The following is a 24,824-nucleotide window of genomic DNA, read 5'->3' on the forward strand; positions in this document are numbered from 1 at the left end:
TCTCTGGCCTCCTTCCATTCCTCAGTCTTCTTTGACTCGTAACAGGCAAGGTTTTCATGGTGAACGAAGATAGGCTTCGGGACTACCTCAAGCGGGTAACAGCAGATCTGCACCAAGCACGCCAACGCCTGCGCGAGCTGGAGGCAGGAGAGCAGGAACCCATCGCGATCGTGGCGATGAGCTGCCGCTTCCCGGGCGGTGTGGGAAGCCCGGAGGACTTGTGGCGGCTCGTCGCCGGCGGGGGTGACGCCATCTCCGAATTCCCGTCCGACCGCGGCTGGGACGTGGAGGGGATGTACGACCCGGACCCCGAGCGCTCGGGCACGTTCTACGCCCGTGAGGGCGGCTTCCTGCACGAGGCGGGCGAGTTCGACGCGGACTTCTTCGGGATCTCGCCGCGCGAGGCCCTTGCCATGGATCCGCAGCAGCGGCTGCTGCTGGAGACCTCGTGGGAGGTCTTCGAGCGGGCGGGCATCGCTCCGGGGTCGGTGAAGGGCCGTCGCGGCGGCGTGTTCGTGGGCGCGGCCACCTCGGGCTACGGGGCGGATGTCGATGGCTTTCCGCAGGAGATCGAAGGCCATCTGCTGACCGGCACGGCGACCTCGGTCGTATCGGGCCGCATCTCGTACACCCTGGGCCTGGAGGGCCCCGCGGTGACGGTCGACACGGCCTGTTCGTCGTCGCTGGTGGCGCTGCACCTCGCGGTCCAGGCGCTGCGCCAGGGCGAGTGCGATCTGGCGCTGGCCGGCGGCGCGACGGTGATGTCGACGCCGGGCGCCTTCGTGGAGTTCAGCCGCCAGCGCGGTCTGGCGCCCGACGGCCGCTGCAAGCCGTACGCGGACGCGGCCGACGGCACGGGCTGGTCCGAGGGCGTGGGCATGCTGCTCGTGGAGCGGCTGTCGGACGCGCGCAGGAACGGCCACCCCGTGCTGGCGGTCGTACGGGGTTCGGCGGTCAACCAGGACGGTGCGTCCAACGGCCTGACCGCCCCGAACGGCCCCTCGCAGCAGCGGGTCATCCGCGACGCGCTGACGAGCGCCCGACTGGCCCCGTCCGAGGTGGACGTGGTGGAAGGACACGGGACCGGCACGTCCCTGGGCGACCCGATCGAGGCGCAGGCCCTGCTGGCCACGTACGGCCAGGAGCGGCCGGAGGGCCGCCCGTTGTGGCTGGGCGCGCTGAAGTCGAACATCGGTCACACGCAGGCCGCCGCCGGTGTCGCCGGGATCATCAAGATGGTCATGGCGATGCGGCACGGTGTGCTGCCGCAGACGCTGCACGTCGACGAGCCGTCGCGGGAGGTGGACTGGTCGGCGGGTGAGGTGCGGCTGCTGACCGAGGCCACCGCCTGGCCGGAGACCGGTCAGCCGCGCCGGGCCGGCGTCTCCGCCTTCGGCGTGAGCGGCACCAACGCGCACACCATCATCGAGCAGGCCCCGCCGGTCGAGGACGAGACCGGGGAGAGCCCGGCGTCCGACGGTGACGCCGGCGTGGCCACCTGGCTCCTGTCGGGTCGTGGCGCGGACGCGCTGCGGGCGCAGGCCGCGCGGCTGAGGGCGTTCCTGCTGGAGCGGGCCGAGCCGACCCCGCTGGACATCGGCCACTCGCTGGTGGCGACGCGGTCCGTGTTCGAGCACCGTGCCGTGGTGTCCGGTGCGGACCGTGCGGAACTCCTCGCCGGACTTGAGGCCGTCGCCGCGGGCGAGGCCGCCCCCCACGTGCTCCAGGGCGTGGCCGGGTCGGCGGTCAAGACGGCGTTCCTCTTCTCCGGCCAGGGTGCGCAGCGCCTGGGCATGGGGCGGGAGCTGTACGACGCCTTCCCGGTGTTCGCCCAGGCGCTGGACGAGGTGTGCGCGCACCTGGACGTGGTGCTGGACCGTCCGCTGCGTGAGGTGCTGTTCGCGGCGGAGGGCAGTGCGGAATCCGAGCTGCTGGACCGGACGGCGTTCACCCAGCCCGCCCTGTTCGCGGTCGAGGTGGCGCTGTTCCGCCTGCTGGAGCACTTCGGCGTCACCCCGGACGTGCTGATCGGCCACTCGATCGGTGAGATCACCGCCGCCCACGTCGCCGGGGTGTTCTCGCTGGAGGACGCGTGCACCCTGGTGGCCGCGCGCGGCCGGCTGATGCAGGCGCTGCCCGAGGGCGGCGCGATGGTCGCCGTCCAGGCGTCGGAGGAGGAGGTCGCGGCATCGCTCGCCGGCCGCGAGGCCGAGGTGAGCGTCGCCGCCGTCAACGGCCCGGCGGCCGTGGTCGTCGCGGGCGACGAGGCCGCCGTCCTGGAGATCGCCGGACAGTGGGAGCGAGAGGGCCGCAAGACGCGTCGCCTGCGGGTCAGCCACGCCTTCCACTCACCCCGCATGGACGCCATGCTGGACGACTTCCGCCGTGTCGTGCGGGGGCTGTCCTTCCAGACCCCCACCCTGGGGCTGGTCTCCAACGTCACCGGTGAGCCGGCCGGGGCCGACGAGGTGTGCTCGCCGGAGTACTGGGTGCGGCATGTGCGCGAGGCCGTGCGCTTCGCCGACGGTGTCCGCTCCCTCGCGGCGCAGGGCGTCACCGCGTACATCGAGGTGGGCCCCGACGGTGTGCTCTCCGCGATGGCGCGGGACTGCCTCGCCGCACAGGCGGCCCCGGCCCCGGCCGTGGTGCCGGTCCTGCGCAAGGGACGCCCCGACGCGCAGGCGCTCACGGCCGCGCTGGCCGAGGCCCACGTCCACGGTGTGACGGTGGACTGGGAGCAGGTCTTCGCCGGACGGGGCGCCCGCACCGTCGAGCTGCCGACGTACCCCTTCCAGCGCCGGCTCTACTGGCTGGAGGGCACGAACGGTGCGCCGACCCGTTCCGCCGCGGACAGTGTGGACGCCCGGTTCTGGGACGCGGTGGAGCGCGAGGACCTGGAGGCGCTGGCGAAGGCGCTGGACGTCGACGGCGGCGGCTCGCTCGGCGAGCTGCTGCCCGCGCTGTCCTCGTACCGGCGTCAGCAGCGTGACCGGGCCGCGGTCGGCGGCTGGCGGTACCGGATCTCCTGGAAGCCGGTCTCGGAGACCCCCGCGGCCACGCTGTCGGGGACCTGGCTCGTGGTCGTCCCCGCCTCCGGGGTCGACGACGTGTTCGCGGAGTCGGCGTCCGCCGCGCTCCGGCGGCACGGTGCCGATGCCGTTCGCCTGGTGGCGGACGAGGCCGACCTCGCCCCCGGTGCGCTGGCGGCACGGCTGCGCGAGATCGCCGCCGATCCGTCCGGGATCGGCGGCGTGCTGTCCCTGGTGGGCCTGGACGAGCGGCCCTGCACCGAGCACCCGGCGGTCTCCCGCGGCCTCGCGCTGACGCTGACGCTGGTGCGCGCCCTGGCCGAGACGGACCTCCGGGCCCGGCTGTGGTGCGTCACCCGGGGGGCGGTGTCGGTGGGCCGCTCCGACCGGCTCACCAGCGCCGTGCAGGCGGAGATCTGGGGCCTCGGCCGGGTCGCCGCGCTGGAGCACCCGCGCCTCTGGGGTGGCCTCGTCGACCTGCCCGAGACCCTGGACGAGCGCGCCGCCGCGCGACTGGTCCGGGCGCTGTCCGCCGGGGACGGCGAGGACCAGGTGGCGGTGCGCGGATCCGGAGCGTACGTCCGGCGCCTCGCCCGCCTCACGGTGGGCGACGAGTCGGCCGAGCGTACGTGGCGGCCCCGGGGCTCGGTGCTGATCACCGGCGGCACCGGTGCCCTGGGCGCGCACGTGGCGCGCTGGGTCGTGCGCGAGGGCGCCGAACACGTGGTGCTGACAAGCCGCCGGGGCCCGCTCGCCGAGGGCACTTCCGAACTCACGGCGGAACTTGAGGAACTCGGCGCCGAGGTGACCGTGGCGGCCTGCGACGCCGCCGACCGCGACGCCCTCGCCGCGGTGCTGGCCGCCGTCCCCGAGCGGTATCCGCTCAGCGCCGTCGTGCACGCGGCGGGCATCGTGGACGACGGTGTGCTGGACGGCCTGACCGTCGACCAGCTCGCCGGGACCCTGGCCGCGAAGGCCGAGGGCGCGCGCCATCTGCACGAGCTGACCGCGGAGTTGCCGCTCGACGCGTTCGTACTGTTCTCCTCGTTCGCCGGCGTCGTGGGCGGCGCGGGCCAGGCCGCCTACGCGGCGGCCAACACCTACCTGGACGCGCTGGCGCAGCAGCGCCGCGCCCAGGGCCTGGCCGCCACCGCGGTCGCCTGGGGCCCGTGGGCCGGGAGCGGCATGGCCGCGAGCGGCCGCGCCGGGGAGCGGACGCGCGGCGGGCCACTGCCCCCCATGGCCCCCTCGCTGGCCGTGGACGCGCTGCGCTGGGCCGTGGGCCACGACGAGGCCGCCGTGATCGTGGCCGACGTCGACTGGACCGGCATGGCCCCGACGCTGAGCGCGGGCCCCGGCGCCCTCGTCAGCGACATCCCCGAGGCGCGCGCGCTCCTGACCGCCGCGGCCGGGACCACCGGCCGGGCGACACCGGGCCACGACCTGCGGGACCAGCTGGCCGGACGGTCGGACGAGGAGCAGCGCCTCCTCCTGCTCGACCTCGTCCGCACCCACGCGGCCTCGGCGCTCGGCCACTTCTCGGCGGAGTCCGTCGAGCCGGGCCGCGCCTTCCGGGACCTCGGATTCGACTCCCTCACCGCCATCGAGCTGCGCAACCGGCTCGACCTGGCCACCGGTCTGCGCCTGCCCGCGACCCTCATCTTCGACCACCCGACCGCCGATGCCCTGGCGGGCCGTCTGTGGCGGGAACTGGGCGGGGCCACCCCCGAAGCGGCCACCTCGGCGGCGGCGCACCCGGCGCGGCCGGAGGACGACGACCCCATCGCGATCGTGGCGATGAGCTGCCGCTTCCCCGGTCGCGTCGAGACCCCGCAGGACCTGTGGCGACTGCTGGCCGAGGGCGGCGACGCCGTCGCCGGGTTCCCCGCCGACCGCGGCTGGGACGTCGAGGGCATGTACCACCCGGACCCCGAGCACCCGGGCACCTGCTACGCCCGCGAGGGCGGTTTCCTCTACGGGGCGCCCCAGTTCGACCCCGCGTTCTTCGGGATCTCGCCGCGCGAGGCGGTGGCCATGGACCCGCAGCAGCGGCTGCTGCTGGAGACGTCGTGGGAGGCGTTCGAGTACGCGGGCGTCAGACCGGCCGCACTGCGCGGCACCCGGACCGGCGTGTTCGTGGGCACCAACGGCCAGGACTACTCCATGGTCACGCTCGACGCCCCGGAGGACTTCGGCGGCCATGTGGGCACGGGCAGCGCGGCCAGTGTGGTGTCCGGCCGCATCTCGTACACGTTCGGCCTTGAAGGGCCGGCCATGACGGTGGACACGGCGTGTTCGTCGTCGCTGGTCGCGCTGCACCTCGCGGTGCAGGCGCTGCGCCAGGGCGAGTGCGATCTGGCGCTGGCCGGCGGTGTGTCGGTGATGTCGACGCCGGGTGCCTTCGTGGAGTTCAGCCGTCAGCGCGGTCTGGCGCCCGACGGCCGCTGCAAGCCCTTCGCGGAGGGCGCGGACGGCACCGGCTGGTCCGAGGGCGTGGGCATGCTGCTCGTGGAGCGGCTGTCGGACGCGCGCAGGAACGGCCACCCCGTGCTGGCGGTCGTCCGCGGCTCCGCCGTCAACCAGGACGGTGCCTCCAACGGCCTGACGGCGCCCAACGGCCCGTCCCAGCAGCGGGTGATCCGGCAGGCGCTGGCCAGCGCCGGGCTGTCGGCCGCCGAGGTGGACGCGGTCGAGGCACACGGCACCGGTACCACCCTGGGCGACCCGATCGAGGCGCAGGCGCTGCTCGCCACCTACGGCCAGGACCGGCCGGAGGGCCGTCCGCTGTGGCTGGGTGCCATCAAGTCCAACATCGGTCACACGCAGGCCGCTGCGGGCGTCGCCGGTGTCATCAAGATGGTGATGGCGATGCGCGCGGGCGTACTGCCGCAGACGCTGCACGTCGACGAGCCGTCGCGGCAGGTGGACTGGTCGGCGGGTGAGGTGCGGCTGCTGACCGAGTCCACCGCCTGGCCGGAGACCGGTCAGCCGCGCCGGGCCGGTGTCTCCTCGTTCGGACTCAGCGGCACCAACGTGCACACCATCATCGAGCAGGCCCCCGACCTCGAAGAGACCGTGGCCCCGGAGCCGGCCCTGCCCGAGACGCCGGTGTCGGCGGCCGTGGTGCCGTGGCTGGTGTCCGGCAAGACCCGGGAGGCGCTGCGGGCGCAGGCCGAGCGGCTGTACGGGCAGGTGGCGGAGCGGGAAGACGTCGGCGTGCTGGATGTCGGACACACGCTGGCGGCCAGGACGGTGTTCGAGCACCGGGCCGTGCTGGTGGGCGAGGACCGGGAGACCCTGCTGCGCGGTCTGCGGGCCGTCGCGGAGGGCGGAATCGCCTCGGGGGTCGTCCAGGGACAGGCCGCCACGGCCGGAAGGACCGCGTTCCTGTTCACCGGTCAGGGCGCGCAGCGCCTGGGCATGGGGCGGGAGTTGTACGACGCCTTCCCGGTGTTCGCCCAGGCGCTGGACGGGGTGTGCGCGCACCTGGACGTGCTGCTCGACCGTCCGCTGCGCGAGGTGATGTTCGCGGCGGAGGGCAGTGCGGACGCCGAGCTGCTGGACCGGACGGCGTTCACGCAACCCGCCCTGTTCGCGGTCGAGGTGGCGCTGTTCCGCCTCCTGGAGCACTGGGGTGTCACCCCGGACGTGCTGATCGGCCACTCGATCGGTGAGATCGCCGCCGCGCATGTGGCGGGGGTGTTCTCGCTGGAGGACGCGTGCACGCTGGTCGCGGCCCGCGGCCGGCTGATGCAGGCGCTGCCCGGGGGCGGCGCGATGGTCGCCGTCCAGGCGTCCGAGGAGGAGATCTCCGGATCGCTCGCCGGCCGCGAGGCCGAGGTGAGCGTCGCCGCGGTCAACGGCCCGGCCTCCGTGGTTGTCGCGGGCGACGAGCCTGCCGTCCTGGAGATCGCCGCCCAGTGGGCGGAGCGGGGCCGCAAGACCCGCCGCCTGCGCGTCAGTCACGCCTTCCACTCCCCGCACATGGACGCGATGCTGGACGACTTCCGCGCCGTCGCCTCCGGCCTCTCCTACCAGCCGCCCTCCATCGCCCTGGTCTCCTGTGCGACGGGCGAGGCGGCGGACGCGGACGAGGTGTGCGCGCCCGAGTACTGGGTGCGGCACGTGCGCCAGACCGTGCGCTTCGCGGACGGTATGCGGGCACTCACCGCCCGGGGCGTCACCAGGTTCCTGGAGGTCGGCCCCGACGGTGTGCTCTCCGCGATGGCGCGGGACTGCCTGACGGAGGACCGGGCCGCGGCCCCGGCCGTGGTGCCGGCGCTGCGCAAGGACCGCCCCGAGGCCCAGGCGCTGACGACGGCGCTGGCCCAACTCCACGTCCACGGGGCCCCGGTGGAGTGGGAGTCCCTCTTCGCCGGGCGCGGCGCGCGGATGGTGGAGCTGCCGGCGTACGCCTTCCAGCGTGAGCGGTACTGGCCCGAGGTGTCCCTCTCCCCGAGCGGCTGGGCCACGCCGGGCGCCGCGGACTCGGTGGACGCGCGGTTCTGGGAAGCGGTCGAGCGCGAGGACCTCGAAGCGCTCGCCGAGACGCTCGACGTCGACGGCGAGACGCCGCTGAGCGCGGTGCTGCCCGCGCTGTCCACGTACCACCGCACCACACGCGACCGGTCCACGGTCGACAACTGGCGCTACCGCGTGGCGTGGAAGCCGGTCGCGGACGTGACCGGTGGCCCGCTGTCGGGCACGTGGCTGGTGGTGGTTCCGGCCGCCCGTGCCGAGGACGCGCAGGTGGTGGAGATCGTCTCCGGGCTCGGTCGGCACGGCGCGGACGCGGTGTCGCTGGTGGCGGGCGAACGGGACCTCGACGCCGGGGCGCTGGGGGAGCGGCTGCGCGGTGCGATCGCCGACGCGCCCGCCCTGGGCGGAGTGCTGTCCCTGCTCGCCCTGGACGAGGAACCCTGCCCGGAACACCCCGCGCTGCCAGGCGGCTTCGCCCTGACACTGACGCTCGTGCGGGCCATGGCGGACGCGGGCATCGAGACCTCGCTGTGGTGCGGTACGCGCGGTGCCGTGTCGGTGGGCCGCTCCGAAAGGCTCGACCACCCCACGCAGGCGATGGTGTGGGCGCTGGGCCGGGTGGCCGCGCTGGAGCTGCCGCAGCTGTGGGGCGGTCTGGTCGACCTGCCCGAGGTGCTGGACGAGCGCGCGCTCGCCCGGCTGGCCGGTGTGCTGGCCACCGGGACCGGCGAAGACCAGGTGGCGGTGCGCGGTTCCGGGGTGTTCGCACGCCGCCTGACCCGTTCGGCCGCGCCGACGGCAGGCGGAACGACCTGGCGGGCGCGCGGCACGGTGCTGGTGACCGGCGGCACGGGTGCGCTCGGCGGTCAGGTGGCCCGCCTGCTGGCCCGCAACGGCGCCGAACACCTGGTGCTGACGAGCCGTCGCGGCATCAAGGCTCCGGGAGCGCCCGAACTGCGCGGGGAACTCGAAGCCCTGGGTGCCCGGGTGACCGTCGCGGCCTGCGACGTGGCCGACCGGGCGCAACTGGCCGCGGTGCTGGACGCCGTCCCGGACGAGCATCCGCTGACGGCGGTGGTCCACGCGGCGGGCGCCAACGGAGCCGGGCCGCTGGCCGAAACCGGCCTGGCGGATGCCGCCGGCGTGGTGTCGGGGAAGGTGGCGGGTGCCGTCCATCTGGATGCGTTGCTGGGTGATCGTGAGCTGGACGCGTTCGTGGTCTTCTCGTCGATCGCGGGTGTGTGGGGCAGTGGTGGCCAGGCCGCGTACGGTGCGGCGAACGCGTATCTGGATGCGCTGGTGGAGGAGCGTCGGGCGCGGGGTCTTGCCGGTACGGCGGTGGCCTGGGGTCCTTGGGCCGGGGGTGGTATGGCGGCCGGTGGCGGGGGCGGTGAGCTGGCGCGTCGGGGGCTGGTCTCGATGGCGCCGGGTCTGGCGGTCGCCGCGTTGCAGGGGGCGGTCGCGGGTGACGACGGTGTGGTGGCGGTCGCCGATGTGGACTGGGGGCGGTTCGCTCCCGCGTTCACGATCGGGCGGCCCAGCCCGCTCATCGGCGACCTGCCCGAGGTCCAGCGGGCGCTGGCCGGCGCCGCACACACCGAAGGCGCCGGCGCCGGCTCCGCACTGCGGGAGCGGTTGGCGGGGCTGACCGAGGCCGAGACCGACCGGGCCCTGCTCGATCTGGTGCGCGCCCACGCCGCGGCCGTTCTCGGCTTCGCGGGTGCGGAGGCCGTCGAGCCCGCGCGCGCCTTCAAGGAGCTGGGCTTCGACTCGCTGACCGCGGTGGAGTTCCGCAACCGCCTGAACGGCGAGACCGGGCTGGCGCTTTCGGCGACGCTGGTCTTCGACTACCCGAGCGCCACGGTGCTGGCGGACCACCTGCGTGCCGAGGTGCTGGGCACGCGGGGAGCGGTGGCCGCGCCCTCGGCGGTGGCGGCTCCGGTCGACGACGACCCGGTCGCGATCGTCGGGATGAGCTGCCGCTTCCCCGGCGGTGTGCGCAGCCCGGAGGAGCTGTGGAACCTCGTCGCGGCCGGTACGGACGCCGTCGTGGACTTCCCCTCCGACCGCGGATGGGACGTCGACGGGATGTACGACCCCGACCCGGACCGCTCCGGCACGTTCTACGCCCGTGAGGGCGGGTTCCTCGACGGGGCGAGCGAGTTCGACGCGGCGTTCTTCGGGATCTCGCCGCGTGAGGCGCTCGCCATGGACCCGCAGCAGCGGCTCCTGCTGGAAACCTCGTGGGAGGCGTTCGAACGGGCCGGTATCGACCCGGCGTCCGTGCGCGGCAACCAGATCGGCGTCTACGTCGGCGCCGCGACCTCCGGCTACGGAGCCGGGCTGCACGAGATCCCCGAGGGCCTGGAAGGGCAGCTGCTGACCGGCAGCGCCACCTCCGTGGCGTCGGGCCGCATCTCCTACACGCTGGGCCTTGAGGGGCCCGCCATGACGGTGGACACCGCGTGCTCGTCGTCGCTGGTCGCCCTGCACCAGGCCGCGCAGGCGCTGCGCCAGGGCGAGTGCTCCATGGCGCTCGCCGGCGGCGTCACCGTGATGACCAGCCCGGCCGCCTTCGTGGAGTTCAGCCGTCAGCGCGGGCTCGCCCCCGACGGCCGCTGCAAGCCGTTCGCCGACGCGGCGGACGGCACCGGCTGGTCCGAGGGCGTGGGCATGCTGCTCGTGGAGCGGCTGTCCGACGCGCGGCGCAACGGCCACCAGGTGCTGGCCATCGTGCGGGGCTCCGCCGTGAACCAGGACGGCGCGTCCAACGGTCTGACGGCGCCCAACGGCCCCTCGCAGCAGCGGGTGATCCGCCAGGCCCTCGCCAACGCCAGGCTGTCGCCCGCCGACGTCCAGGTGATCGAGGCACACGGCACCGGAACGACGCTGGGTGACCCGATCGAGGCGCAGGCGCTGCTGGCCACCTACGGTCAGGAGCGCCCGGAGAACCTGCCGCTGTGGCTCGGATCGATCAAGTCGAACATCGGTCACACGCAGGCCGCCGCCGGTGTCGCCGGCGTCATCAAGATGGTGATGGCGATGCGGCACGGCGTCCTGCCGCAGACGCTGCATGTGGACGAGCCGTCGCGGGAGGTGGACTGGTCGGCGGGTGAGGTGCGGCTGCTGACCGAGGCCACCGCGTGGCCCGAGACCGGTCAGCCGCGCCGGGCCGGTGTCTCCGCCTTCGGCGTGAGCGGCACCAACGCGCACACCATCATCGAGCAGGCCCCAGTCCCGGTCGAGGCGCAGTCCGCTCCGGCGGCTCCCGCCGACGATCAGGGCACGGCCCCCTGGGTGCTCTCCGCCCGGAGCCCGCAAGCCCTCCGCGACCAGGCCGAGCGGCTGCGCGCCCACCTGCTGGAAGGGGCCGGGCCCGGCGTTCTGGACATCGCCGAATCGCTGGTCGCGACGCGATCGGTGTTCGAGCACCGCGCGGTCCTGCTGGGCACCGAACGCGAGACGCTGCTGCGCGGCCTGGAGACCGTCGCCGCGGGCCACGACGCCCCCGGCATCGTCCAGGGGCAGGCGGCCGCGAGCGGGAAGACCGCGTTCCTGTTCACCGGCCAGGGTGCGCAGCGTCCGGGCATGGGGCGGGAGTTGTACGAGGCGTTCCCGGTGTTCGCCCAGGCGCTGGACGGGGTGTGCGCGCATCTGGATGTGCTGCTGGACCGTCCGCTGAAGGACGTGATGTTCGTGGCGGAGGGCAGTGCGGACGCCGAGCTGCTGGACCGGACGGCGTTCACGCAACCGGCGCTGTTCGCGGTCGAGGTGGCGTTGTTCCGGCTGCTGGAGCACTGGGGTGTCACCCCGGACGTGCTGATCGGCCATTCGGTGGGTGAGATCACCGCCGCGCACGTCGCCGGGGTGTTCTCGCTGGAGGACGCGTGCACGCTGGTTGCGGCGCGTGGCCGGCTGATGCAGGCGCTGCCCGGGGGCGGCGCGATGGTGGCGGTGCAGGCGTCCGAGGAGGAGATCTCCGGATCGCTCGCCGGCCGTGAGGCCGAGGTGAGCGTCGCCGCCGTCAACGGCCCGACCGCCGTGGTCATCGCCGGCGACGAGGCGGCCGTGCTGGAGATCGCCGGGCAGTGGGCGGAGCGGGGCCGCAAGACCCGCCGCCTGCGCGTCAGCCACGCCTTCCACTCCCCGCACATGGACGCCATGCTCGACGACTTCCGCGCCGTCGCGAGGACGCTCACCTACCACGGCCCGTCCATCGCGTTCCTCTCGAATCTCACGGGTGAGCAGGCGGGTGCCGAAGAGGTGTGCTCGCCGGAGTACTGGGTGCGGCACGTACGGGAGACCGTCCGCTTCCTCAACGGGGTGCGGACCCTCGAAGCGCAGGGCGTCACCGCGTACATCGAGGTCGGCCCCGACGGCGTACTGTCCGCCATGGCCCGGGACTGCCTGACCGAACCGGCCGACGACCTCGCGGCCGACGATGCACCGGCCCCTCTGCTGGTTCCGGTGCTGCGCAAGGACCGCCCCGAGACCCAGGCACTCGTCGCGGCCCTCGCCGAGACGTACGTCCACGGCGAAACCGTCGACTGGCGGGCGTTCCTCGCCGGACGCGGCGCCCGCCGCGTGGACCTTCCGACGTACGCGTTCCAGCACCAGCGCTACTGGCTGGAGCCCGGTGTCGCGGCGGGAGACGCCGCCGCGTTCGGCCTCGACCCGGCCGACCACCCGCTGCTGGGCGGAACCGTCCCCCTCGCGGGCGCCGACGGACTCGTGTTCACCGGAACGCTCTCGCTGCACACCCAGCCCTGGCTGGCCGACCACGTCCTGCGCGGCGAGGCGGTCCTGGCCACCACGGCCCTCGTCGAACTGGCCGTTCGCGCCGGCGACGAGGTCGGCCTCGGCCACGTGGAAGAACTCGTCGTCCAGGCCCCGCTGGTCCTCCCCCGGGGAAGCGGCGTCCAGATCCAGCTCGCCCTCGGTGAGGAGGACGAGTCCGGCACCCGTTCGCTGGAGGTGTACTCACGAGCCGCCGAGCCGGCGGGCACGGACGAGTGGATCTGCCACGCCAGCGGTGTGCTCGCCCCGGAGCCGGACGACGTCGCGACCGCGGAAGGAGCGATGCGCTTCGCCTCCGCCGCATGGCCCCCGCCCGGCGCCGAGCGCGTCGACGTGGACGGCCTGTACGAGCTGCTCGCCGACGACGGCCTCGTCTACGGACCCTCGTTCCGTTGCCTCCGAGCCGTCTGGCAGCGCGACGACGAGGTGTTCGCCGAGGTCGGCCCGGCCGAGGAGTCCGTCGCGGACGCCGAGCGGTTCGGGCTGCACCCCGCACTTCTGGACGCGGCGCTCCAGCCGCTCGGCCTCGGTGTGCTGGACGGCGTGGGGCGCGGCCGGATGCTGTTCAGCCTGGCCGGGGTGTCGCTGTACGCCTCCGGTGCCTCCGCGTTGCGTGTCCGGCTCGCCCGTACGGGGACGGACACCCTGTCCCTGGCCGTGGTCGACGGAGCCGGGGAAGCCGTGCTCTCCGCAGCCAAACTGACGTTGCGGCAGGTCGTCACGGAGCGGCCGGAGATCCCGGCCCCGGAGACGGCAGAGGCCGACGCTTCGGCCGGAGCGGCCACCGACACCCCCGTCGAGGAGGCATCTGCCAAGCCCGCCCGCCGCCGCAGGACCACACGACGCAGCGCCGGGCGGGGCGCCGGATCGGACTCCGGACCGCTCGCCGCGCTGCGGGAGCGGCTGACCGGGCTCTCCCAGCCGGAACAGGATCGGCTCCTGCTCGATGTGCTCCGCACCCATGTCGCGGCGGTGCTCGGACACGCCTCCGCCGACGCGGTCCAGGGCTCGCAGGCGTTCAAGGACCTCGGTTTCAGCTCGCTGACCGCCGTGGAGTTCCGCAACCGGGTGAGCAAGGCCACGGGCCTGCGCCTGCCGGCGACGGCGGTGTTCGACTACCCGACCCCCGCCGAACTGGCGAAGTTCGCCCGCGCCGAGGTGCTCGGCGCGCGGACCGGAGCCGTGCAGCCGGTGCCGGTCGCGGTGGCGGGCGACGACGAGCCGATCGTGATCGTGGGCATGAGCTGCCGCTACCCCGGAGGGGTGGCCACCCCCGAGGACCTGTGGGACCTCGTGGCCCAGGGCCGGGACGGCATCTCGCCCTTCCCGACGGACCGTGGCTGGGATGTGGAGAACCTCTACGACCCGGACCCCGACGAGCCCGGCAAGTGCTACACGCAGGAGGGCGGCTTCCTGCACAGCGCCAGCCTGTTCGACCCCGCGTTCTTCGGGATCTCGCCGCGTGAGGCGATATCCATGGACCCGCAGCACCGCCTGCTGCTGGAAACCTCGTGGGAGGCGCTGGAGCGGGCCGGTATCGACCCGGTCTCCGCGAAGGGCAGCCGGACCGGCGTCTTCGCCGGTGTGACCTACCAGGACTACGGCGGTGTCCTCGTCGGCTCTCAGGAGAGCGTCGAGGGTCTCGTCGGCACCGGTGTCTCGCCGAGTGTGCTCTCGGGCCGTATCTCCTACACGCTGGGCCTCGAAGGGCCCGCCATGACGGTGGACACCGCGTGCTCGTCGTCGCTGGTCGCCCTGCACCTCGCGTGGCAGGCACTGCGCCAGGGCGAGTGCTCGCTGGCCCTGGCCGGTGGTGTGACGGTGATGTCCACCCCGATGTCGATGATCGAGTTCAGCCGCCAGCGCGCGCTCGCCTCCGACGGCCGCAGCAAGCCGTTCTCGGCCGCCGCGGACGGCGCGAGCTGGGCCGAGGGCGTCGGCATGCTCGTCCTTGAGCGGCTGTCGGACGCGCGCCGCAACGGCCACCCCGTCCTGGCCGTGGTGCGCGGCAGCGCGGTGAACCAGGACGGTGCGTCGAACGGTCTGACGGCGCCCAACGGCCCCTCGCAGCAGCGGGTCATCCGGCAGGCGCTGGCGAACGCCCGCCTGTCGGCCGCCGAGGTCGACGCGGTGGAGGCGCACGGTACGGGCACCACGCTGGGTGACCCGATCGAGGCGCAGGCGCTGCTGGCCACCTACGGCCAGGAGCGCCCCGAGGGCCGGCCGCTGTGGCTGGGCGCCATCAAGTCGAACATCGGTCATTCGCAGGCGGCGGCGGGTGTGGGTGGCGTCATCAAGATGGTGATGGCGATGCGGCACGGTGTGCTGCCGAAGACCCTGCACCTCGACGAGCCCTCGCCGCACGTCGACTGGACGGCGGGCGACGTCGAACTGCTGGCCGAGGCCAGGCCGTGGCCGGAGACCGGGCATCCGCGGCGCGCGGGTGTGTCGGCGTTCGGCATGAGCGGCACCAACGTGCACACCATCCTGGAGCAGGCTCCCGAGGCCGAGACGGCCGAGGCCGCCGAGTCCGAGGCGGCCGACGGCCCGGTGGCGTGGATCGTGTCGGGCAAGAGCAACGACGCGGTGCCGGACCAGGCCCGCAGGCTGCGGGAGTTCGTGGCCGCACACCCGGAGTTGCGTGCCGCGGATGTGGCGCTCTCCCTGGCGACGACCAGGTCCGCGTTCCAGTACCGGGCCGCGGTGACCGGGACCGGCCGGGAGGAACTCCTGGAGCGTCTGGAGGCGCTGTCCGAGGGCGCCAAGGCACCGGGTGCGGTCCGGGCGAGCGCCGTCGAAGCACCGGGCCGTTCGGTGTTCGTGTTCCCCGGTCAGGGGGCGCAGTGGCTCGGTATGGGTGTGGGGCTGCTGGAGTCTTCGCCGGTGTTCGCGGAGTCGGTGGGTGAGTGTGAGTCGGCTCTGTCGGTGTATGTGGACTGGTCGTTGACGGATGTGCTGCGGGGTGTGGAGGGTGCTCCGGGTTTTGACCGGGTGGATGTGGTGCAGCCGGTGCTGTTCGCGGTGATGGTGTCGCTGGCGCGGTTGTGGCGTTCGGTGGGTGTCGAGCCGGATGCGGTGATGGGCCACAGCCAGGGTGAGATCGCGGCGGCGTGTGTGGCGGGTGCGCTGTCGCTGGAGGACGCGGCGAGGGTGGTGGCCTTGCGGTCGCAGGCGATCGCGGCCGGTTTGGCGGGTCGTGGCGGCATGGTGTCGGTGGGCCTGCCGGTGGATGCGGCCAGGGAGCGTATCGCCGCGTGGGGCGGGGCGATCTCCGTGGCGGCGGTGAATGGTCCGGGTTCGGTTGTGGTGTCGGGTGATGCGGGTGCGCTGGATGAGCTGGTGGTGCTGCTGGAGGGTGAGGGGGTGCGGGTTCGCCGGGTTCCGGTGGACTATGCCTCGCATTCGGCGCATGTGGAGGAGATCCGCGGCGAGTTGCTGAAGGTGCTGGCGGGCATCGCGCCGCGCCCGTCGCAGGTGCCGTTCTATTCGACCGTGTCGGGTGAGCTGGTGGACACGGCGGGTCTGGACGCCGAGTACTGGTACACGAATCTGCGGCAGACGGTCGAGCTGGAGGCGACGACCCGTGCCCTGCTCGGCAGTGGTCATGGCGTGTTCGTCGAGGTGAGTCCGCATCCGGTGCTCACGCTTCCGGTGCAGCAGACCGTGGAGGCCGCCGACGCGCAGGCGGTGGTCGTGGGCACGCTGCGGCGGGACGAGGGCGGACCCGAGCGGTTCATGACGTCGATCGCCGAGCTTCATGTCCATGGGGCCGACGTCGACTGGCGGAAGGTGTTCGCCGGACACGGCGCCCGCCGGACCGACCTGCCGACCTACGCCTTCCAGCGGCAGCGGTACTGGCCGCAGCCGGCCGAGGACGGCGGGCTCGGCAACGGCCCCGTCTCCGAGGCCGACGCGGCGGACGCCCGGTTCTGGGAAGCCGTCGAGCGCGAGGACCTCGAAGGACTGGCACGTACCCTGGAACTCGACGGCCAGGCGCCGCTGAGCGCGGTGCTGCCCGCCCTGTCGTCGTACCGGCGAGGCAGGCGTGACCGTTCGACGGTCGACAACTGGCGCTACCGGATCAACTGGAAGCCCCTCATCGACCCGTCGCCGTCCGGCTCCGAGCAGGAGCAGGGCGCCCCGATCACCGGTACGTGGGTGGTCGTCGTCCCGCCGGTCGACAGCGCCCGTGACCTGGCGGAGCGCATCGCGCGGGACGTGGAGCGCCATGGTGCCCGCATGGTGCGGGTGGACCTGGACGCGACGGAGCCGGAGCGGTCGTCACTGGCGGAGCTCCTGCGGGCCGCGGCCCCCGGCACACCCACCACGGACGGCTCCCAGCAGGACGGAACGCCCGCGATCGACGGAGTGCTCTCCCTGCTCGCGCTGGACGAGGAGGCGCTGGCCGGGCACCCGAACCTTCCGCGCGGCTTCGCCGCGACCGTGGCCCTGGTCCAGGCGCTGAGCGACATCGACATCGATGTGCCGCTGTGGCTCGCCACCACCGGAGCCGTGTCCGTGGGCCGCTCCGACCGGGTCGGCAGCGCCGAGCAGTCCCTGGTGTGGGGTCTGGGCCGGGTGGTCGGCCTGGAGTACGCACAGCGCTGGGGCGGTCTGGTCGACCTGCCCGAGTCGCCGGACGCGATCGACGAGCGAGTGCTCAACCGCCTGGTCGGCCTGATCGGGCGCTCCGGTGACGAGGACCAGGTCGCGGTGCGCGCCTCCGGGGTCTTCGCCCGACGGCTCGTCCGGGCGCCCTTGGGCGATGCCCGGCCGGCCCGCGTCTGGGAGCCTCGCGGCACCGTCCTGATCACCGGTGGAACCGGCGCGCTCGGCGGCCGCCTCGCCCGCTGGCTCGCCCGAGGCGGTGCCGAGCACCTGGTGCTGACCAGCCGCCGCGGCCCGGACGCGCCCGGCGCGGCCGAGTTGAGGGACGAGCTGACGGACCTGGGCGCGCGGGTCACCGTCGCCGCCTGTGACGCCGCCGACCGGGACGCACTGCGGGAGCTGCTCGACGGACTGCCCGCGGAGTACCCGCTGACCGCGGTGGTGCACGCGGCCGGTGTGCTGGACGACGGCCTCATCGACACCCTCACCGTCCCCCGGACGCACGGGGTCTTCCGGCCCAAGGTGGACGCCGTGGTGAACCTCCACGAGCTGACCCGGGACCTGGACCTGTCCGCGTTCATCCTCTTCTCCTCCTACGCCGGAACCGTCGGCGGTGCCGGTCAGGGCAGCTACGCCGCCGCGAACGCCTTCCTCGACGCCCTGGCGCAGCAGCGCCGCGCCCAGGGGCTGGCCGCGACCTCGGTGGCCTGGGGCGCCTGGGGCGGCGGGGGTCTGGTGGACGACACCACCGCGGCCCAGCTCAAGCGGCGCGGTATGCCGCCGCTGGTGCCCGAACTCGCCGTGGACGCCCTCCAGCAGGCGCTCGACCACGACGAGGTGGACATCACCGTCGCCGATGTGGACTGGGAGCGCTACGCCCCCGGCTTCGCCGCGGCCCGGCCGCGTCCGCTGCTGAACGAACTGCCGGAGGTGCGGCAGGCCCTGTCGGCGGCGGAGGCCGAGCTGGGCGCGGCGCTCACCGGGCTGGCCCGGCGCCTCGAAGGGCTGTCGGCCGTCGAACGCGAGGCGGAGGTGCTGGACGTCGTCAGGTCCCACGCCGCCGAGGTGATCGGATACCCGAGCGCCGACGCGGTGGAGCCCGACCGGGCCTTCAGGGACATCGGGTTCGACTCGCTGACCGCCGTGGAACTGCGCAACGGCCTCAGCGCGGCCGCCGGGGTGAACCTGCCGGTCACCATGGCCTTCGACTACCCGACGCCCACCGTGCTCGCGCGGTTCATCCTCGGCGAGGTGCTGGGCACCGCGCCCGCGCCGGCCGATGACCTGCCGGTGGTGACGGGCACGGCGGTGGACGACGACCCGATCGCGATCGTGTCGATGAGCTGCCGCTTCCCCGGCGGGGTGCGCACTCCGGAGGACCTGTGGCGGCTGGTCTCCGAGGGCAGCGACGTGATCAGCGCCTACCCGACCAACCGTGGCTGGGACCTGGGCGACCTCTACAACCCGGACCCGGAGAACACGGGCACCAGCTACGCGAGCGGCGGCGGCTTCGTCTACGACGCCGACGAGTTCGACCCGGCGTTCTTCGGGATCGCCCCGCGTGAGGCGCTGACCATCGACCCGCAGCAGCGGCTGCTGCTGGAGACCTCCTGGGAGGCGATCGAGCGGGCGGGCATCGACCCCGCGTCGCTCAAGGGGAGCCGGACGGGCGTCTTCGCGGGAAGCAACGGCCAGGACTACATCGGCCTGCTGCTGACCGCCCCCGGCGGACCCGACGGCTACCTCGGCACCGGCAACGCGGGCAGCGTCGTCTCGGGCCGTGTCTCCTACACCTTCGGCCTCGAAGGACCGGCCGTCACGGTGGACACGGCGTGCTCCTCGTCGCTGGTGGCGCTCCACATGGCCGTGCAGTCGCTGCGCCAGGGCGAATGCTCCCTTGCGCTGGCCGGCGGTGTCACGATCATGTCGACCCCGGGCTCGTTCGTGGACTTCAGCCGCCAGAAGGGGCTGTCGTCCGACGGACGGTGCAAGGCGTTCGCGGCCTCGGCCGACGGCACGGGCTGGGGCGAGGGCGTCGGTGTGCTGCTGCTCGAGCGGCTGTCGGACGCGCGCCGCAACGGCCACCCGGTGATGGCGATCGTGCGGGGGTCCGCCGTCAACCAGGACGGTGCCTCCAACGGTCTGACGGCGCCCAACGGGCCGTCGCAGCAGCGGGTGATCCGCCAGGCCCTGGCCAGCGCCGACCTCGCCGCCCACCAGGTGCAGGCGGTCGAGGCGCACGGCACCGGCACCAGGCTCGGTGACCCGATCGAGGCGCAGGCACTGCTGGCCACCTACGGCCAGGGCCGCCCCGAGGGCCGGCCGCTGTGGCTGGGCTCCGTCAAGTCCAACATCGGGCACACGCAGGCGGCCGCCGGCGTGGCAGGTGTCATCAAGATGGTGATGGCCATGCGGGAGGGCGTGCTGCCGCGGACGCTGCACGTGGACGAGCCCACCCCGCACGTGGACTGGACGGCGGGAGAGGTCCGGCTGCTCACCGCGCCGACCGCGTGGCCGGAGGGCGACGAGCCGCGCCGGGCCGGCATCTCCTCGTTCGGCATCAGCGGCACCAACGCCCACACCATCATCGAGCAGGCCCCGGAGCCGGAGGCGGTGGAGCGGGTCCGTACGGACGACCCGACCGGATCGCGAACGCTTCCCTGGACGGTCACAGCCAAGGGCGCCGAGGCGCTGCGCGCCCAGGCCAGGAGCCTGCACGCCCACGTGTCGGCCCACCCCGAGCTCGACCTGAACGACGTGGGCCACTCGCTGGCGGCCACCCGGTCGGTCTTCGACCACCGCGCCGTGCTCCTGGGCGCTGACCGGGACAGGCTGCTGAACGCTCTGGACGCCATCGCCTCCGGTACCGCGGCCCCTGGAGTCATCCGGGGATCCGTGGGCACGGCCGGCAAGTCGGCGTTCCTGTTCTCGGGTCAGGGCGCGCAGCGTCCGGGAATGGGCCGGGAGTTGTACGACGCCTACCCGGTGTTCGCCCAGGCGCTCGACGAGGTGTGCGCGCATCTGGACGTCCTGCTCGACCGCCCGCTGCGCGAGGTGATGTTCGCGGCGGAGGGCAGCGCGGACGCCGAGCTGCTCGACCGGACGGCGTTCACGCAACCCGCGCTGTTCGCCGTCGAGGTGGCGCTGTTCCGGCTGCTGGAGCACTTCGGCGTCACCCCGGACGTACTCATCGGTCACTCGGTGGGAGAGGTGGCCGCGGCCCATGTGGCCGGGGTGCTCTCGCTGGAGGACGCGTGCACGCTGATCGAGGCGCGCGGCCGGCTGATGCAGGCGCTGCCCGAGGGCGGCGCGATGGTCGCCGTCCAGGCGTCCGAGGAGGAGATCGCGCCGTCGCTGGCCGGCCGTGAGGCCGAGGTGAGCGTCGCCGCCGTCAACGGCCCGGCCTCCGTGGTCATCGCCGGCGACGAGGCCGCCGTGCTGGAGATCGCCGGGGACTGGGCCGAGCAGGGCCGCAAGACGCGCCGCCTGCGGGTCAGCCACGCCTTCCACTCGCCCCGCATGGACGCCATGCTGGACGACTTCCGCGACGTCGTCTCCCGCCTGTCCTTCGAGGCACCGTCGATCTCGCTGGTCTCCAACCTCACGGGAGCGTCGGCGGGCGCGGACGAGGTGTGCTCGCCCGAGTACTGGGTGCGGCACGTGCGGGAGGCCGTGCGCTTCGCCGACGGGGTACGGGCCCTGGAGAAGCTCGGGGTGACCTCGTTCCTGGAGGTGGGCCCCGACGGTGTGCTCACCGCGATGGCGCAGGACTGCGTGACGGCCGACAACGCCGGAGCCGCTCTCACCCTCGTTCCCGCGCTGCGCAAGAACCGTCCCGAGGTCCCGTCGCTGACCACGGCCCTGGCCGAACTCCACGTCCACGGCACCACGGTGAACTGGTCGACGGCGTTCGCCGGGCTGGACGTCCGGCGGGTGGAGCTGCCCACCTACGCCTTCCAGCGGCAGCGCTACTGGCCGAAGGCCGGCGGCCCCATGACCGGGGACGTCTCCTCCGTCGGGCTCAGCTCCCCCGACCACCCCCTGCTGGGTGCCGGAGTCGAACTCGCGGGCCGGGACGGATTCCTGTTCACCAGCAGGCTGTCGGTGCAGAGCCAGCCGTGGCTGGCCGACCACGCGATCGCGGGCGCGGCCCTGTTCCCCGGGACCGGCTTCCTCGAACTCGCCATCCGCGCCGCCGACCAGGTCGGCTGCGGGCGGGTCGAGGAGGTCACCCTGGCCACCCCGATGGTCCTGCCCGAGAACGAAGCGGTCCAGGTGCAGCTCTGGGTGGGTGACGCGGACGACACGGGCCACCGCTCGCTCAGCCTGTACTCCCGCCCCGCCGACGCGCCCTCGGACCAGTCGTGGACGCAGCACGCGGCCGGCGCGCTGGCCCCGACCGGCCCCGAGCCGTCGTTCGACCTGGCCGCATGGCCCCCGGCGGACGCGGAAGCCCTGGACATCAGCGACTTCTACGAGCGCTTCGCCGCCTCCGGGTTCGCCTACGGCCCGGTGTTCCAGGGCCTGAGTGCCGCCTGGCGCTCCGGCGACGACGTCTACGTCGAGGTCGGGCTCGCAGCGGAGCACGCGTCGGACGCGGCCGACTTCGGCCTCCACCCGGCGCTGCTGGACGCCGCCGTGCAAGCGGTGACCTTCGTCGCCCTGGAGGACGTCGGCCTCTCCCGGCTCCCGTTCTCCTGGAGCGGGGTGTCGCTCCACGCCGGCGGCGCGTCCACGCTGCGGGTGCGGCTCACCCGGCTGGGACCGGATTCCATCTCCCTCGCGGTGGCCGACGGAACCGGCCGCCCGGTGGCCTCGGTCGAATCCCTCGTGCTGCGCCCGGTGTCGGTGGACCACATCGACACGGCCAGGACATCGGCGTTCCGCGACTCGCTGTTCACGCTGGACTGGACCCCCGTACCGGCCGTCGACCCGGCAGGGGCGGCGACGGCGCGGTGGGCCGTGGTGGGCACCGACCACTACGGACTCGCCGCCGGCGCGATCGCCGGAGCCGAGGTGAGCGCCTACGCCGATCTCGACGCGCTGGGCGCCGCGATCGACGCTGGCGCCGCCGCCCCGGAGGCGGTGCTGGTCTCCTACGCACCGGGCCTCGACGACGAGGCGGCCCGGAGCAAGCCCAAGAACAAGGCGAAGGGCAAGGGCAGAGCCAGGGGCAGGAGCAAGGCCAAGCCGGTCCCGGAGCCCGCGGACGCCGTCCACGCGGTGACGCACCACACGCTCGGCCTGATCCAGGGCTGGCTCGGCGACCGCCGGTTCGACTCCTCCCGCCTGGTCTTCGTGACCTCGGGCGCCATGGCGCCCGAGGACCGCGAGGAGAGCCCGGACCTGATCCACGCACCCCTGTGGGGCATGGTCCGGTCCGCGCAGTCGGAGAACCCGAACTGCTTCGTCCTGGTGGACCTGGACCCGCGGGAGCCCGCCGAGGCGTCCAAGGCGGCACTGCCCGCGCTCCTCGCCGGCGACGAGCCGCAGGCCGTGGTCCGCGAGGGCACGGTGCTCGGCCAGCGCATGGCCCGGGTCTCCTCGGGCACCGCACTGCTGCCGCCCGCCGGAACACGGGAATGGCGCCTGGACATGCACGCCAAGGGAACCCTGGAGAACCTGGCGCTGCTGCCCTGCCCCGACGTCACCGAAGCGCTCGGCGAGAACGAGATCAGGGTCGAGATGCGCGCGGCGGGGATGAACTTCCGCGATGTGCTCAACGCCCTGGGGATGTACCCCGGTGAGGCCGGGCCGCTCGGTGGCGAGGGCGCCGGCACCGTGACCGAGGTCGGCCCCGGAGTGACGGACCTGACCCCCGGCGACCGGGTGATGGGCATCTTCGGCGGGTCGTTCGGCCCGGTCGCCATCACCGACCGGCGCGTCGTCGCCCGGGTGCCGCAGGGCTGGACGTTCGAGCAGGCGGCGTCGACTCCCATCGTGTTCCTGACGGCCTACTACGCCATGGTGGACCTGGGTGGTCTCCAGGCCGGCCAGTCGGTGCTGGTGCACTCGGCGGCCGGTGGTGTGGGCATGGCCACGCTGCAACTGGCACGGCATCTCGGGGCCGAGGTGTTCGGCACCGCGAGTGAGGGCAAGTGGGACACCCTGCGGTCGCTGGGCCTGGACGACGAGCACATCGCGTCGTCGCGGACGCTGGACTTCGAGAAGAGCTTCCTCGACGTGACCGGTGGACGCGGTATGGACGTGGTGCTCGACTCGCTGGCGCGGGAGTTCGTGGACGCGGGCCTGCGCCTGCTGCCGCGCGGCGGCCGGTTCCTGGAGATGGGCAAGACCGACATCAGGGCGGCGGAGGAGGTGGCCGCCGCATACGGCGGCGTCTCCTACCAGGCGTTCGATCTCATCGAAGCCGGACCCGACCGCATCCAGGAGATGTGGGGCGAGCTGATCACCCTGTTCGAGGACGGGGTGCTGCGGCCGCTGCCGGTACGCACCTGGGACGTCCGCAGGGCACCCGAGGCATTCCGCTTCATCAGCCAGGCCCGCCACACCGGCAAGGTGGCGCTGACCATCCCGAGGACGCTCGACGGCCCGGGAACGGTGCTGGTCACGGGTGGTACGGGTGGTCTGGGGGCGCTGCTGGCCAGGCATCTGGTGGTGGAGCACGGTGTCGGGCGTCTGGTGCTGACGAGTCGTCGTGGTGTCGAGGCGCCGGGTGCGGCGGAGTTGGTGGCGGAGCTGGCCGGGCTGGGTGCCGAGGTGCGGGCCGTGGCGTGTGACGTGGCCGACCGGGCGTCGGTGGAGGGGCTGCTGGCGGGGATCGGTTCGGAGCATCCGCTGTCGGCGGTGGTGCATGCGGCGGGTGTGCTGGACGACGGTGTGGTGGAGTCGCTGACGCCGGAGCGGGTGGACAGGGTGCTGCGTCCGAAGGTGGACGCGGCACTGCACCTCCACGAGCTGACCCGCGACCTCGACCTCGCCGCCTTCATCCTGTACTCCTCCGTCTCCGGCACCTTCGGCGGCTCGGGCCAGGCCAACTACGCGGCGGGCAACGCCTTCATGGACGCCCTGGCCCAGCACCGCAGGGCCGCCGGCCTCCCCGCGACCTCACTCGTCTGGGGGCCGTGGACGCAGGACGGCGGCATGACCACCGACCTGGCCGACGCCGACGTCAACCGGATGACCAGGACCGGCATGGTCGCCCTCACCCCCGAGGCCGGGCTCGCGCTGTTCGACGCGACCCGGGATCTCGACGGTGCCGTCCTGGTGCCCATGACGATGGACATGGCATCCGTGGGCGAGCACGTACCCGCGCTGCTCCGCGGGCTCGTGCGGGCACCCGCCCGACGGACCGCCGACTCGGGCGCCGCGAGCACCACGGCCGACCCGGCCACCGAACTCAAGCAACACCTGGCCGGGAAGTCCGCGACGGAACGCGAGCGCACCCTGGTGGACCTGGTGTGCGATCAGGTGGCCGTCGTCCTCGGCTACGCGTCGGGGCAGGCGATCGATCCGGGACACGCGTTCAAGGACCTGGGCTTCGACTCCCTGTCGGCCGTCGAACTGCGCAACCGGCTCAACGCGATCACCGGAACGCGGCTGCCCGCGACCCTGGTGTTCGACTACCCGTCCCCGGTGGCGCTCGGACGATTCCTGAGCGAAGAGGTCACCCCCGCGGACGCGCCCACGGCCGAGCCCGTCTTCGGAGAACTCGACCGGCTGGAATCCGCCCTCTCGGCGCTCGGATCCGACAGCGAGACGCACTCCCGGGTCATGGAGCGGCTCCAGGGCCTGGTGGCGAAGTGGTCCGCCGGCGGCACCGGGCCGGTGTCCGGCACCGCGGCGGCGCTGGACGACCACACGGATGACGACGACGAGATCGAAGCGGCCACCGCCGACGAGATCTTCAAACTCATCGACGACGAATTCGGAATGTCCTGACGTGGTGAG

At 73.6% G+C, this 24,824-nt stretch carries 1 protein-coding gene; it reads left to right on the forward strand.

Going from position 1 to position 24,824, the window contains the following annotated elements; all coding sequences use genetic code 11:
• Positions 1-56: 56 nt before the first annotated feature.
• Positions 57-24,815, forward strand: coding sequence for a type I polyketide synthase (locus SZN_RS02250; RefSeq protein WP_043727600.1), 24,759 nt, complete (start codon positions 57-59; stop codon positions 24,813-24,815).
• Positions 24,816-24,824 lie beyond the last annotated feature (9 nt).

The sequence above is a fragment of the Streptomyces zinciresistens K42 genome (assembly GCF_000225525.1).
Lineage (GTDB): Bacteria > Actinomycetota > Actinomycetes > Streptomycetales > Streptomycetaceae > Streptomyces > Streptomyces zinciresistens.